The sequence below is a fragment of the Ensifer sp. Root142 genome (genome assembly GCF_001426785.1).
Lineage (GTDB): Bacteria > Pseudomonadota > Alphaproteobacteria > Rhizobiales > Rhizobiaceae > Ensifer > Ensifer canadensis.
This window is the reverse complement of the sequence record NZ_LMFK01000034.1, coordinates 520337-533640: the sequence shown is the minus strand read 5'-3', so window position 1 is coordinate 533640 and position 13304 is coordinate 520337. Positions and strand designations below refer to the sequence as shown.

Here is a 13304-nt window from a genome sequence, read left to right as displayed (position 1 = left end):
AATTGCGGATGCTTTTCACCCCGACATGGATCGTGGGCGATGGCTGTAGCGGACCGGAAGCCTCGGCAATGGTGCGCGGCTCATTTACGGGGTCGGGTTTCGGCGGCCACAGATTTGCGCAGCGCATCCATGATGTTGATGACATTGCTCGGTTCCGACGCTGGCGATTTCGCTTTGCCCTTCTGGGGTTTTTTCAGCTGTTTCTTTCTCGCGTTGATGATGTCGAGCAGCCGATCCTGGACCGGGTCGACGACTATCTTCGGGTTCCAGTCCTGGGTCTTCTTTTCGATCAATTGCTGGACGAGCGGCATCATGTCGGAATCCGCTTTCTCGTTGCCGATATCCTCAAAATAGGCTTTCTCGTCCCTGACCTCATCCCCGTAGCGCAAAGTCCACAGGATGATGCCTTTACCACGCGGCTCCAGCAAGACGGCGCGTTCGCGACGCGAGATGACCAGTCGCGAAATGCCAACCACCCGCTTGGCCTCCATCGCTTCACGAATGACGGAAAAGGCTTCCTGACCGACAGGGTCGTTCGGGGAGAGAAAGTACGGGGTATCGAACCAGATCCATTCGACGCTGTCGCGGGGTGCGAAGGTGGATATGTCGATGGTTTTGGTGCTGTCCAGCGCGACATTTTCGAGCTCGTCGTCCTCCAGCATGACGTACTCGTCTTCGGCGCGTTGATAGCCCTTGACCTGGTCGTCCTCCTTGACTTCGTGCCCGGTGACCGCATCGACGTAGTGGCTGATAACACGGTTCTGTGTCGCGCGGTTGAGCGTATGAAAACGGACCTTTTCTTCGTCGGACGTTGCCGGCATCATCTGCACGGGGCAGGTGACCAGCGACAGCTTGAGATAACCTTTCCAGTAGGGCCGAACGGCCATGAAAGCGTCCTCCGACTAGCTGGCGCGCCGTTTTTGGGCGGTAGCGGGCTTGGATTTGGCAGTTGCAGATTTTGCAGCTGGCTTGCGAGCGGCGCCCTTGTTGACATTCGCTGCGGTGCGCTTTGTTTTTGTTTTCTTCGCAGCCATGCCCGCACTTTCGCGCAGTGCCAGCAGCAGATCTCCAGGCTTCGACGCAGCGGGCGCCTTCCTTTTGGGAAGCGAGCGTCCTTCGATTTTGGCTTTGACCAGTTCGGCCACGGCAGCCTCATATCGATCGTCGAAGCTGCTGGCGTCGAAGCTACCCATCTTGGTTTCGATGATATGTTCGGCAAGATCCAGCATCTCGCCTTCGATCTTGAGGTCGGGGAGATCCTCGAAAGCCTTGTCGGCCGAACGGACCTCGTAATCAAAGTTGAGCGTGGAGGCGATCAGCCCCTTGCCATGCACTCGGATAAGGACGGTGCGCACCCGTCGGAACAGCACCGTTCGCGCAATCGCGGCGACCTTTTCCTGTTTCATCCCGTCGCGCAGCAGCACGAAGGCATCGGTGCCCAGCTTGTCGGGAGCGAGATAATAGGGCTTGTCGAAGTAGATTGTGTCGATCTGGGAGCAGGGGATGAAGGCCTCTATCTTCAGGGTCTTGTCGCTCTCGGGAACGGCTTCGGCCATTTCCTCGGGTTCCAGGACGACGTACTGGCCATTCTCCATCTCATAGCCTTTGACCTGGTCGTCACGCTCAACCGTATCTCCCGTCTCGCCATCGACGAATTCGCGTTTGACTCGGTTTCCCGTCTTGCGATTGAGAGTGTTGAAGGCGATGCGGTCAGAAGTTGATGCCGCCGTATAGAGCGCCACGGGACAGGTCACCTCGCCGAACTTGATGTAGCCTTTCCAATTCGCTCTTGGGGCAACCATGATACAAGTTCTCCTGACGCGGCCAACGGAACTCAACCGCTCAGCCGGCGTTTCGTTCCCGACCGTTCTCAATCGAATGCATCTTTTGCGCCGCAGCCGCGTTTGTGGAGGGGAAAATCACAAGGGAGGTCTGCCATGAGAATGCGCGAGCCAATCGATACCGGCAGCGGTGAACGCCGTCGGCGGCGCGAGGAGGATCGCGAGTCCAAGAAGGGCAACGAAGCTTCGTCGTCGCTGCCCATCGCATGCCGGCAGCGCAGATCATTCTGGTGAAACTCGCCACCTACAATGTCAACGGCATCAACGGTCGCCTCGACGTGCTTCTGCGGTGGCTCGAGGAGAGGCAGCCGGATGTCGTGTGCCTGCAGGAACTGAAAGCGCCCGACAGCAGGTTTCCTCACCGGGAAATCGAGAAAGCCGGCTATGGCGCGATCTGGCACGGACAGAAATCATGGAATGGGGTGGCCATCCTGGCTCGAGGACGGACCCCAATGGAGACGCGTCGCGGTTTGCCGGGCGATCCTGATGACAGTCACAGCCGCTACATCGAGGCGGCAATCGAGGGGATAATCGTCGGATGCCTTTATCTGCCGAATGGCAATCCCGCCCCTGGACCCAGGTTTGACTACAAGCTGCGTTGGTTTGACCGGCTGGAGCACTATGCGGCGCAACTGATAGAACTGGAGATCCCGGTTGTCTTGGCTGGCGACTTCAATGTCATGCCAACCGATCTGGATGTTTACAAGCCGGAGCGGTGGCGAGACGATGCGCTCTTCAGACCGGAGGTGAAAGCGGCCTACGCCGCACTTCTTGATCAGGGCTGGACGGATGCGGTGAGGCATCTCCATCCGAATGAGCGGATCTATACATTCTGGAAGTATTTCCGAAACGCATTTGCCCGCGACGCCGGGCTTCGCATCGATCATTTCCTGTTAAGCCCGGCGCTTGCTGGCGATCTCAAGCGGGCCAAGGTGGACAAGTCAGTGCGAGCTTGGGATCACACGAGTGACCACGCGCCGGCTTGGATCGAGCTACTTTAACCCCCAACGATCTGCTCTGCCGTAAACCTCTATTCTTTTATCGATCCGTCCTACTATGGGCGTCTCATTTCGGAGGAAACTCTCCGTTGCAGGTCAAATCCTATGTTTAGGCGATCAATATTGCCATGCCGATCGCGATCATGCCTATACCGAGCCAGTTCCTCACCAAACCAAGAAATCTAAGCCCTTGTCCTCTGGGCTCCAGGGTCGGCTTGGCATCTGAAATGGATCGGTGAGGATCGCTGAGAGGTCGACGCCTGAGCGCACCCCAAAACAAATCGAGTACACCGGCGATCACGAGGGCAGCACCGATCAGGATCGTGGTTATGGACATGCTTGTCTCCATTGTGCGCCAGGGTCGCGTGCGCAGCTGTGAGAAGCCAGTACGATCACCTGGTGCCTGTGAGCCTGACACCGGGACAGAGTAGCGCTGCACTTCAACGAACGAACTCTGCGCAACTCCCTTGGTTGATTGATCAACCGCAGGGAAAAGTAATGGTTCCAATCACAATTGCGTAAGCGTTTTGACAGACCAGCGATGACATCACCGAATTCCAGGGAAACTGTGCGTGGGATCGCAACAGTTCATCAGTCAAAGCGAACAGGCCCTCGGCCCTGCAGCGAATGAAAGCGGGCGAAAATGTGGGAATTTCAGGACTTCGCCACATTTCTCCCATGCGAGAAAGTTACTGGAGGTTGTTTTGTGATTCGTATGCACTGCCTGCAATTTTGAAAAATCGAGGATTGATATGGTAAAAGTGACCAGAATTGCCACGACTGTCTGTGCTCTTGGTGCCCTCCTAGCAACAACTGGATTGGCTCAAACGGCCTTCGCACAAACTCAGGCTGAAACCACTTCTGTCGCACCCTTAGCCACAGGCTTGACCGATGGCGGGGCCGCGGAAGCGCAGGTCGTCGAAGCTGTCCGCGCCGGCGATGTTTTAACAATCAAACTCCGCTTCAAGCCGCTCGCGACGAACCAGCTGGAACGAATATATGATTCGATTAGCCAGGACGCATATGAAAACAGCTTCTACGTTCTTGCTGGCAATAAGAAATACCTGCTGCTTACGGACAGCAGTGATAAGCCGCTGACAAATCCAAACCTCGTTATCAAAGCTAACAAGGATTCTCCGATCGCGGGTTCCTGGCATGGTAGGTTTCCTGCTCCGCCAAAGGACGTCACCGAGGTGTCACTGACGATCCCGGGCGTCGAGACACTCGACGCGATCAAACTTACCGACCGATAGCCATGGCTGGTGCAGCGAAATGTTCCCTTGCGATGGTCGTGATCATGATAGCGGCCAGCGGTTCTTATGCGCAGGTGTCACCTTACCATCGCGAAATACGTGATCTTAAGGCCACGGTTCTTGATTTGAAGGGGCTACCCTCCGATCTGAACAGCGCCGTGTTTGATCTGTCTGCGAAAGCCGATGGGCTTACCGCTCAGCACGGTGGTCTTTCCGTACGACAAGACGCGACGACCGTCAGGGTGTCCATGACGGGCGATGTGCTGTTCGATTTCGACAAGGCCGACATCCAATCGGCCGCCGAACCGACACTCATCGACATCGCGCGTCTCATCACATCCGTCCCCGCCGGCACGATCATCATCGAGGGTCATACCGATTCCAAAGGGTCGGCTCAGTACAATAAGGAACTGTCCCTTCAGCGAGCTAGTGCCGTCATGCAATGGCTTGTGAAACATGGAGCAGATAAAGCGCGGCTATCGGTCGAAGGGCTAGGTGATAGCCGTCCGATCGAACCCAATACGAAAAACGGAGCCGACAATCCCCAAGGGCGCGCTCTCAACCGGCGCGTCGAGTTCGTTTTTCCAAAGCGGTAGAAAAATGGGTCCTGCGGGCCGATGAATTGACGCACGCCGGCTACTTAGGGCCGACGTGCGACCGCTATGGCGTTTGGCGTTGGCCCGACCGGCCGACGCTATCCGTACGGTGACGTATGCGCCTGACCGAGCCCGAGGTCGCCCTTGTGGAGTGTTTGGCCCACAAGTAACCAGTGCACCATCAGGCGGTGTCTTCAACGACGAACAGATCGACGGACCGCCGAGGCATTACTACGCAAAGCCGCCGGCGGCAAACACAGCAAGCGCGCATCCATCCGGCATTCGGGTAATCAACCGTTGCCTGTGAATTGCCGACACAACGGGAGGTATGGCGGTTCTTGACATGTATTCAGATACGGCTTTTAAGTTTGCTGGCGGCTCTGCAAAGCAGCAGAGTTGTGCGGAAACCCTACTGCATGGTTCCTTAAATCCTATCCGATTCAAGGATCAAAACATGCGGCATCAGCTCTTAGAGGTCCCAATGCGCCGAGTCCCTTCTCACGAAAATCACGTTGGAATTTCTGAGAAGTTGAGGATTCATGCGCACCTTAAATCTGGGCGTCCTGGCCCATGTGGATGCAGGCAAAACTAGCCTTACCGAACGACTGCTTTTTGACGCCAGTGTCATCGACAAGCTAGGCAGCGTCGACGCAGGCAATACACAGACAGATAGCCTCGCTCTGGAGCGGCAGCGTGGCATCACCATCCGAGCTGCCCTCGTTTCATTCACGATCGGCGACACGGTGGTGAACCTCATTGATACGCCCGGTCACCCCGACTTCATCGCCGAGATTGAGCGCGTGCTTGGGTTGCTGGACGCTGCAGTCGTCGTTGTTTCCGCAGTCGAAGGCGTGCAAGCGCAGACGCGAGTGCTGGTGCGGGCGTTGCAGCGTGTTGGGGTTCCCTTCCTATTCTTCATCAACAAGGTCGATCGTCTCGGTGCGCGCTACGACGAAGTGCTGCAAGCCATTGCCGGCCAACTACCGGTTCGACCCATCGCCATGTCGGCCGTCATTGATGCCGGTAGTAAACTCGCTCAGGTAAAGGCGTTCGATCCGGGAAGCGAGCCGCTTTTCACCGCGCTGTGCGAGACCCTGGCGGAAAACGATGACGAGCTGCTGCGCGATTATCTGCAAGCGCCGGATCGTCTTACCGACGAAAGACTTGACCGCTCGCTGCGGGATCAGGTTTCTCGCGGTCTGTTGCAGCCGGCATTTGCTGGCGCGGCGGTAACCGGCGTGGGCCTGCCAGCTCTGACATCGGCAATTGCGACCCTACTGCCCAGCCGCGACCTCGATCCTGATGCTGCTGTCACCGGCAGGATCTTCAAGATCGAGCGTGGATGGGGCGGTGAGAAGCTCTCCTATCTCTATCTCTCATCTGGCACGGTCCGCGTGCGGGAATATCTCGACCTGCCTCAGGGGTCGGCAAGGGTGACCGGAATCCAACTTTTCGACGCCGGCAAAATTCACAGCGCAAACAGCTTCAAGGCAGGCCAGATTGCTCGGGTCAGCGGCCTTGGCAGCGCCCGCATCGGCGACGTGGTCGGCACCACCCGCCTCGCAGACGTCCCGCACCATTTTGCGCCTCCAACGTTGGAATCCCGGGCCCAAGCGCAGCGTCCCTCCGAGCGTGCGGCGCTCTGGCTGGCGCTAAACCAGTTGGCCGAACAGGACCCGCTGATTGACCTGCGCAAGAACGAGGACACGAACGACATCTTCGTGTCTCTCTATGGCGAGGTGCAGAAGGAGGTGATCCAGTCGACACTGTTGACGGATTTCGGTCTCGGAGTAACGTTTGAGGATAGTACAGTCATCTGCGCCGAGAGGCTCGCCGGAATCGGCACAGGCCTTCAGGTCATCTTCAAGGAGCCGAATCCATTCCTGGCGACCGTTGGTTTGCGCGTCGAACCGCGACCGGAAGGGGCGGGCAACAGCTTCGCGCTGGAAGTGGACGTTGGCCAGATGCCGGCAAGCTTCTACCGGGCAGTCGAGGAAACCGTATTCGAGACGCTTAGGCAGGGCATCTTCGGCTGGCAAGTCATCGATTGCCACGTTGCCATGACCGCTGCGCGGCACAGTTCCCCGTCGAGCACCGCTGCAGACTTTCGGCAGTTGACGCCGTGGGTCCTCGCAACGGCTTTATCAACGGCAAAAACGGTCGTCTGTGAGCCGATCGACCAATTTTACCTCGAAGCACCTTCGCAGACTTTGGGTGGCTTGCTGACCCTGCTTGCCAAGTCGGGCGCTGTCACCAAGGAATCGATTGTGGCCGATGGCGTAGCGCGGCTGGAAGGGCATGTCGCCTCCGAGAGGGTTCAAGGCATTCAGCAGCAATTGCCGGGACTGACAAGCGGCATGGGGACCATGGAAACCTCCTTCCACCACTATGCCCCGGCAGCCGACCCGCAGCGTTCGCGCAAGCGTTCCGGTGTCGATCCATTCAACGGCCGCGAATATCTACTCCGATTGTCCCGACCTGCAGACCGTGCGAAAACTCGGGATGAAATTTGAGCCGCAGAATGTCGTTTCCCTTGCCTCGGGCTGAAGGTCGACCTTCAGCCCGACGGACAAGCAGCCCCGGCATCCACCCAGGCTTGAATGATCTTGCCGAATTCTTCCTGTGTGCCGGGCACCGGTTCGCGGCCATCGCCGGGGTGCCACCCCCATCCAACCAGCTCGTCATGCGCCATGTGTTCCACCATTTCAGCCATGGTCTTGTCGCCGTTGCGAGCTGGGTCCTTCAGTTGCTCACAGATCTGGCCAAGGGTCTTGCCCTCCCAGGCCATTTCGATCGGGGCGAGATGCCAGGCGGGATTGCCTGGAATGCTCTTCAGTGTGTCCGCCTGGCCGATGACCGGCGTGTTTTTTTCGCTGTGGCAGGTGTTGCACTGCATGCCCACGAGACCCATGCCGCCATCGCCGCGGAACACCGGCGGTTGATGCGGATGCATCGACATTCCTTGCAATGGGCGTTCCGTCGCCGGGTGACAGTTGACGCATCGCGGATGCTGGATGACCTTTCCGGCTTCTTCGAAGAGGGCGACCGAACGCGCCTGCTTGTCGGAAATCGACTGGAACGACTCTGCAGAGCGTAGTGCGTTGGCGTTCTGGGCCACGGACGTCGGGGCGAGCATCACGCCCGCCCCGACGATAAGACACTGCACTGCTATGCCTGCAAACAGGAGCTTGATTGTCATCTGACGATATCCCTCACGATGAGATGAGACTGACGATGGGAAGCTGCCGCACGGGGGTGCCGGTCAGCTTTCGCCACGCATTGGCGACCGCCGGCCCTATGGGCGGCACGCCGGGCTCGCCGACGCCAGTCGGTTTTTCCGCAGATTTGATGATCTCCACTGCCACATCGGGCATTTCATTGATGCGGATCGAGCGGTAGTCGTGGAAATTCGACTGCACGATCCGTCCGCCTTGGCCGAGGGTAACGGCGTCGAACAGAACGGCACCGAGCCCATAGCCGATGCCGCCCTCCATCTGTGCCTTGATGATGTTGGGATTGACCGCGACGCCGCAATCGACCGCACACCAGACTTTATGGACACGCGGGGCGCCATCGGAGCCGACCGAAACTTCCGCGACCTGACCGACGAACGAGCCGAAGCTTTCGACGACGGCGACACCACGGGCGCGCCCGTCAGGAGGTGTTGATCCCCAGTCTGCCATTTCCGCTGCCTTGCGCAGGACGCCGGCGTGACGCGACCCCTTGTCAAGCAGCGCAAGCCGTCCTTCGACCGGGTCCCGACCGACGCGGGCCAGCAGTTCGTCGACAAAGGTTTCGACCGCAAAGCCGGTATGGGTGTGGCCGACCGAGCGCCACCACAAAGGCGGGATCGGAAGCACGATGTTGTGTGACGTGACCTTGAGATTGGGGATCTGATAGGGAAGGTTGGATGCGCCCTCCACCGATGTCGGATCCAGGTCCGCCTTGGCCATGATCGACTGTCCGACGATGATCTGTTCCCAGGCTGTGATACGGCCCTCGGCATCGATCGCCCCACGCATCTTGTGGGCATACATCGGCCGATAGAAGCCGCCCTGGATGTCGTCCTCGCGCGTCCACATGTGCTTGAGTGGTCGATCGCCGCCGATTGCAGCACAGGTTGTTGCCGCCTCCTGCATATAGGGCGAGCCGAATTGCGCCTTACGGCCGAAGCTGCCGCCGGCGAGCTGGGTATTCACGCGGACTTTCTTTTCGTCGAGGCCGAGAATCTTGGCCGCCACCTGCTGGTCGAAGCCCGGGAACTGCGCACCGTTGTAAATGTCGACGGAGCCGTCGGCGGCCTTGATGAAAACCGCGTCGAGCGGCTCCATCGGGGCGTGTGCGAGAAACGGGAAAACGATCTCCGCCTCGACCGTCTGGAGGCCTTCTTTCCGGAAAGCCTCGTCGACATTCCCGGTATTCGCCGCCTCGAGGCCCGGCTCGTTAAAGTGTCTGATGTATTCGGCAGCGAGCTCCTGCGATGAGCGGGTTTCCGCCTTTGCAAGATCCCATTCGACCCTGAGTGCATCGCGGCCCTTCAGTGCCGCGAACGTGTTGTCCGCGTAGACCGCGACGCCTTGAGGGATCTGTTTGACATCGACCACACCCATGACCTTGCGTGCCTCGCTGTCATCGAAAGTTTTCACGGTGGCGCCGAAATGCTTCGGGTGGGCGACCACGGCAACCAGCAGATTGTCCGGCGTGATATCGAGCGTGAAAATCGCCGTTCCGTTGATCTTGCCCTGGGTGTCGAGCTTCGGCAGCTCGGTTCCGATCAACACGAAGTCCTTCGGATCCTTGAGTTTGACATCTGCAGGCGGAGTTTGCCGTGCGGCACTGTCCGCTAGCGCGCCGAAGCCGCTCTCCTTGCCGGAAGACGCATGCTTTACGCGGCCCTTCTCGACGGTGATTTCGGCGACCGGTACCTTCCATTCTTCGGCAGCCGCAGCAACCAGCATGGCCCTTGCGGTAGCGCCGGCCTTGCGCATCTGCTCGTAGGCGTTGGCAATCGAACTCGACCCGCCGGTGCCCTGCAGGCCGAAAGCGAGATTGGCGTAGATCTTGTTGTCAGTCGGCGAGTGGACGGCGCGCATCTGGCTCCAGTCCGCATCGAGTTCTTCGGCAACCAGGGTGGCAAGGCCGGTGAAAGGCCCCTGGCCGAACTCGATGTGCTTGGAAAGCACGGTGACGGTGTCATCCGTACCGATCTTGACGAAGGCGTTCAGCGGCCGGAGTTCGCCGCTCCCGCCGGCCGGCACCCCGGTCTGTGCCGCCGAGAGGAATTTCGGCGCGATCGCCACGCCAATGATCAGGCCGGTGCCGGCGAGGAAGCCACGACGGCTGGTTTTGATGTCATGGATCGTCATTGCTCAGCCCTCCATCGAATTGGCAGCGTTGTGGATCGCTGCTCGAATGCGATGATAGGTGGCGCACCGACAGAGATTGCCGGTCATGGCGCCATCGATCTCGTCGTCCGTCGGCTTGGGCACCATCTGCAGCAGCGCCACCGCCGACATGATCTGGCCGGACTGGCAGTAGCCGCATTGCGGCACATCCAGCCCCGCCCATGCCGTCTGGACAGCCTCGGCTTCCTTGCCGGCAATGCCCTCGATCGTTACCACGTCGGAACCATCGATCATGGCAATCGGTGTGATGCAGGACCGTCGCGGCATGCCGTCCAGATGCACCGTACAGGCGCCGCATTGCGCGATGCCGCATCCGTATTTTGTGCCGGTCAGCTTTTCGAAATCTCGGATCACCCAAAGGAGAGGCGTATCGGGGTCGCCGTCGAACGTCCGATTTTTACCATTGAGCGTGAAAGTAACCATGTCCATGCATCCTTCTCATGGAGCCGCTGGGGCAGGCTCATAACCACAGACTTATGGCACCAGTTGAGGATGGAAAGAGACTGGGCAAAATAGGCGATTAAGCCAGTCAACCGGACAGGTATCGGTTGATCAAATCAATTGCCTGTGACGTGACGACCAGCGGGTTGGGCGATCCACCGGGTCCGTTCCGATGGTTGCTGTAGGGGATCCTGCCATGAGCGATGGCGAAGATCCGATCATGAGGTATAATTGGGCCATGCCGACCTTGCCGTTAATCGCGAGTTTGAAAGAGTACCGCGCCGAGTGGCTTCGCTATGATCTGACGTCGGGTCTAGCGATTGCAGCGGTCGGGTTGCCGAGCGCCATCGCCTATCCGGCCATTGCCGGGTTGCCGCCGGAGGTGGGCCTTTATTCCAGCATATTGCCGCTTCTGGGCTACGCTCTCCTCGGATCTTCGCGACAACTCATCGTCGGTCCAGACGCCGGAACGGTTACGGTGCTGGCCGCCGTGCTATTGTCGCTCAATCTTCCGACCGCAGAAGATCGGCTCGTCGCGACCGCAGCAATCGCCGTCATCGTCGGTGGTCTGTGCTTTGCCGCCAATGCTTTACGGCTAGGCTTCATCGCAAACTTTCTATCGCGGCCGATCCTCACGGGCTTCATGACCGGTATCTCCCTATCGATCCTGATAGGCCAGATCGGGCGCCTGACGGGCGTGAAGATCGAAAGCGAAGGCGTGCTTCGACCGATCATGGAACTGTTGGACAAGGCCGACCAGATTCATTGGCCGTCGCTCACCCTCGGCGTTGGCCTTTTCATCCTCCTGCGTTTGCTCAACGCCTGGCGACCCGGCATTCCTGGACCTCTGGTGGCCGTGGCGATTGCAACGGCCATGTCGGCCGCCTTCAATTTTTCCGCCGCGGGCATTCGTGTGGTCGGCGAGATCCCGTCGCGCCTGCCGACGCCGATGCTACCTATCACCACCGGGGTCTCACTCGGCGATCTCTTTTTGGGCGCTGTCGCCGTGTTGATCGTCAGTTTCGGCGCGGGCATCGTGACGGCTCGCAGTTTCGGTGCGAAGAACAAATATCCGGTCGACGCCAACCGAGAACTGCTGGGCTTCGGCGCAGCAAACATCGCCTCCGGGTTGTTCGGGGGCTTTGCCGTCACGGCATCGGATTCGCGCACGGCTATAAATGATTCCATGGGCGGCAAGACTCAACTGGCCGGTATTTTCTCGGCTATCGCCCTGGCGTTGACGGTGCTGTTTCTCACCGGCGCTCTATCCTTGCTGCCGACCCCCGCGCTCGGCGCCATCCTGGCGTCTGCAGCCATCGGCCTTATCGATCTGCGCGCTCTACGAGAATTGTGGCGCATCAGCCCGATCGAATTCGTCTTCGCGCTCATCAGCATCGCCGGCGTGTTGACCCTTGGGGTGCTGCATGGCGTGATTTTCGCTATCGGAGCGACGTTGCTCTACATCCTGATGAAGGGGCTGAAGCCGCGCGATGCGCTTCTTGGCCGCATTCCCGGACGTGAAGGCTTCTACAAGCTGCATCGCTACAAGGACGGAAGACCGATCCCTGGCGTTGCCATCTATCTTCTGCAAGGCAGTCTGTTGTTTTTCAATGCCGACCATGTGCGCGGCCGCGTGGAAGAGATCGTCAAGAACCTGCCTGCCGATACGCGATGGTTCATTTTTGATGCTGGCGCGGCAGCGCAGATCGACAGCACCGCAGCGGCGATGCTCGATGATCTGCGGGATTTCGTCGAGGCGCGCGGCTTGAAGTTCGGCATTGTCGAGCTCCATAGCGAACCTCGAGAAACCTTGCTGCGCTCGGGCGTCATCGACAAGATCGGCAACGGCATGATCTTCGACGACCTGGAGGACGCGATCGCCGCTTTCGAAGCTGGCAACGCCAAGACCGCAGCCTAGAAGGCTACGGCTCCTCGCCATTCAACGACATCGTTAATACCCCGGATTGACGCCGCCTGACCGGATCGCGGCGAAGCTTGGATCGGGGTAAGAACCCTGCCATTGAGCGTAGGTGGTATTGCCTCCTCCACTCGTTGCACAGCCCGAGATCGCCATAAGCGCCAGCATTGCGATAACCAGGGAGATATTAGGCAAAGTCGTCCTCCTCCACACTGAGGTTTCGAACAATACGTTAAGACTTATTTGTATGATGCGCAAATCAACATTTTCAGGGTGCATTCGTACCGTATTTGCAAATCTACACAACAGTTTTCAGGGAAGTTAACTGCGCTACGCAAATAATAGGCCGAATTTCATCGGAGAAGCCGCGAAATGTATTGCGGCGTTGCTCGAACGCCAAGAAGAAGTCGATCAATGGGGTGAGGTCGATTGTTGTGTCGCTCGCCCGGCAAGGCTCGCCATCACAAAACGACCCCGGAGCAAAAACAATGGGGGCGACCCGCCGCCCTGGCAGATGGCGTGGCGGTGTCTTTGCGGTCCGTACTTCGGACGGACCAGCGAACGCTAGGCGGCAATCAAAAGTCAGTGAGTGGAAAAAACTGAACGTAATGAATTGAAAATGGACTATTCTGATCTCTGTGCTAGTTTATTCTACCGCAAGGCTCACATACCTGTCCTTTATCTTTGGCAGACAACTGTTCTGGTAATGACGGCGAAGGACGCCGACATAAATCGCAGCTATATAAATGGCACACGAGCTCATTGGCGCGTGTCTACTCTAGTGTTGAAACGCTCTATCAAGTTCGGATTCTGGGGTGCGCGCAACATTGCCTCGCCACAGCATCCGTTATG

Annotated in this window: 11 protein-coding genes; 5 read left to right on the top strand and 6 right to left on the bottom strand. The window is 58.5% G+C overall.

All coding sequences use genetic code 11. The annotated features are described in order from the left end of the window. Positions 1 to 80: 80 nt before the first annotated feature. Complete coding sequence (locus ASD52_RS27260; RefSeq protein WP_057221151.1) at positions 81 to 887, bottom strand: Ku protein; 807 nt, start codon at positions 885 to 887, stop codon at positions 81 to 83. Between the two features lie 15 nt (positions 888 to 902). Then, positions 903 to 1802 carry a Ku protein gene (locus ASD52_RS27255; protein ID WP_057226049.1) on the bottom strand — a complete coding sequence of 300 codons (900 nt, stop codon included), beginning with the start codon at positions 1800 to 1802 and terminating at the stop codon, positions 903 to 905. 269 nt (positions 1803 to 2071) lie between these two features. On the opposite strand from ASD52_RS27255, the gene xth reads away from it, so the two are divergent. Next, positions 2072 to 2842 carry an exodeoxyribonuclease III gene (gene xth / locus ASD52_RS27250; RefSeq protein ID WP_057226047.1) on the top strand — a complete coding sequence of 257 codons (771 nt, stop codon included), beginning with the start codon at positions 2072 to 2074 and terminating at the stop codon, positions 2840 to 2842. A 106-nt stretch (positions 2843 to 2948) separates the two neighbouring features. Here the strand turns inward: xth and ASD52_RS27245 are convergent, their stop codons facing one another. Then, the gene (locus tag ASD52_RS27245; RefSeq protein WP_156613055.1) at positions 2949 to 3170 is read right to left on the bottom strand and encodes a hypothetical protein; all 222 of its coding nucleotides are present in this window, start codon (positions 3168 to 3170) and stop codon (positions 2949 to 2951) included. A 421-nt stretch (positions 3171 to 3591) separates the two neighbouring features. Between ASD52_RS27245 and ASD52_RS27240 the strand changes: the two genes are divergently transcribed. From ASD52_RS27240 to ASD52_RS27230, 3 genes are all read left to right on the top strand, one after another. Then, positions 3592 to 4092 (top strand): hypothetical protein, encoded by a 501-nt coding sequence (locus ASD52_RS27240; protein ID WP_025430447.1) that lies wholly within the window; start codon positions 3592 to 3594, stop codon positions 4090 to 4092. A 2-nt stretch (positions 4093 to 4094) separates the two neighbouring features. Beyond that, complete coding sequence (locus ASD52_RS27235; RefSeq protein ID WP_057226043.1) at positions 4095 to 4688, top strand: OmpA family protein; 594 nt, start codon at positions 4095 to 4097, stop codon at positions 4686 to 4688. 539 nt (positions 4689 to 5227) lie between these two features. Further along, complete coding sequence (locus tag ASD52_RS27230; RefSeq protein WP_057226042.1) at positions 5228 to 7201, top strand: TetM/TetW/TetO/TetS family tetracycline resistance ribosomal protection protein; 1974 nt, start codon at positions 5228 to 5230, stop codon at positions 7199 to 7201. A 44-nt stretch (positions 7202 to 7245) separates the two neighbouring features. On the opposite strand, the gene ASD52_RS27225 is transcribed toward ASD52_RS27230, so the two are convergent. Genes ASD52_RS27225 through ASD52_RS27215 form a run of 3 tightly spaced genes read right to left on the bottom strand, consistent with a single transcriptional unit; the run spans position 7246 to position 10516 of the window. Next, on the bottom strand, positions 7246 to 7887 hold the full coding sequence (locus ASD52_RS27225) for a hypothetical protein (protein WP_025430444.1): 642 nt from the start codon (positions 7885 to 7887) through the stop codon (positions 7246 to 7248). A gap of 13 nt (positions 7888 to 7900) precedes the next feature. Then, entirely contained in the window at positions 7901 to 10054 is a 2154-nt protein-coding gene (locus ASD52_RS27220; protein WP_057226040.1) for a xanthine dehydrogenase family protein molybdopterin-binding subunit, read from the bottom strand. Between the two features lie 3 nt (positions 10055 to 10057). Continuing rightward, on the bottom strand, positions 10058 to 10516 hold the full coding sequence (locus ASD52_RS27215) for a (2Fe-2S)-binding protein (protein WP_025430442.1): 459 nt from the start codon (positions 10514 to 10516) through the stop codon (positions 10058 to 10060). A gap of 238 nt (positions 10517 to 10754) precedes the next feature. Here ASD52_RS27215 and ASD52_RS27210 point away from each other — a divergent pair, with 238 nt between their 5' ends. Beyond that, a complete protein-coding gene (locus tag ASD52_RS27210; RefSeq protein WP_057226337.1) occupies positions 10755 to 12452 on the top strand; it encodes a SulP family inorganic anion transporter in 1698 nt (565 codons plus the stop codon). Positions 12453 to 13304 lie beyond the last annotated feature (852 nt).

Coding starts and splice junctions, on each gene's coding strand:
- ASD52_RS27260 (WP_057221151.1), bottom strand. CDS start 887: ATGGCCGTTCGGCCCTACTGGAAAGGTTATCTCAAGCTGTCGCTGGTC.
- ASD52_RS27255 (WP_057226049.1), bottom strand. CDS start 1,802: ATGGTTGCCCCAAGAGCGAATTGGAAAGGCTACATCAAGTTCGGCGAG.
- ASD52_RS27240 (WP_025430447.1), top strand. CDS start 3,592: ATGGTAAAAGTGACCAGAATTGCCACGACTGTCTGTGCTCTTGGTGCC.
- ASD52_RS27235 (WP_057226043.1), top strand. CDS start 4,095: ATGGCTGGTGCAGCGAAATGTTCCCTTGCGATGGTCGTGATCATGATA.
- ASD52_RS27230 (WP_057226042.1), top strand. CDS start 5,228: ATGCGCACCTTAAATCTGGGCGTCCTGGCCCATGTGGATGCAGGCAAA.
- ASD52_RS27225 (WP_025430444.1), bottom strand. CDS start 7,887: ATGACAATCAAGCTCCTGTTTGCAGGCATAGCAGTGCAGTGTCTTATC.
- ASD52_RS27220 (WP_057226040.1), bottom strand. CDS start 10,054: ATGACGATCCATGACATCAAAACCAGCCGTCGTGGCTTCCTCGCCGGC.
- ASD52_RS27215 (WP_025430442.1), bottom strand. CDS start 10,516: ATGGTTACTTTCACGCTCAATGGTAAAAATCGGACGTTCGACGGCGAC.
- ASD52_RS27210 (WP_057226337.1), top strand. CDS start 10,755: ATGAGGTATAATTGGGCCATGCCGACCTTGCCGTTAATCGCGAGTTTG.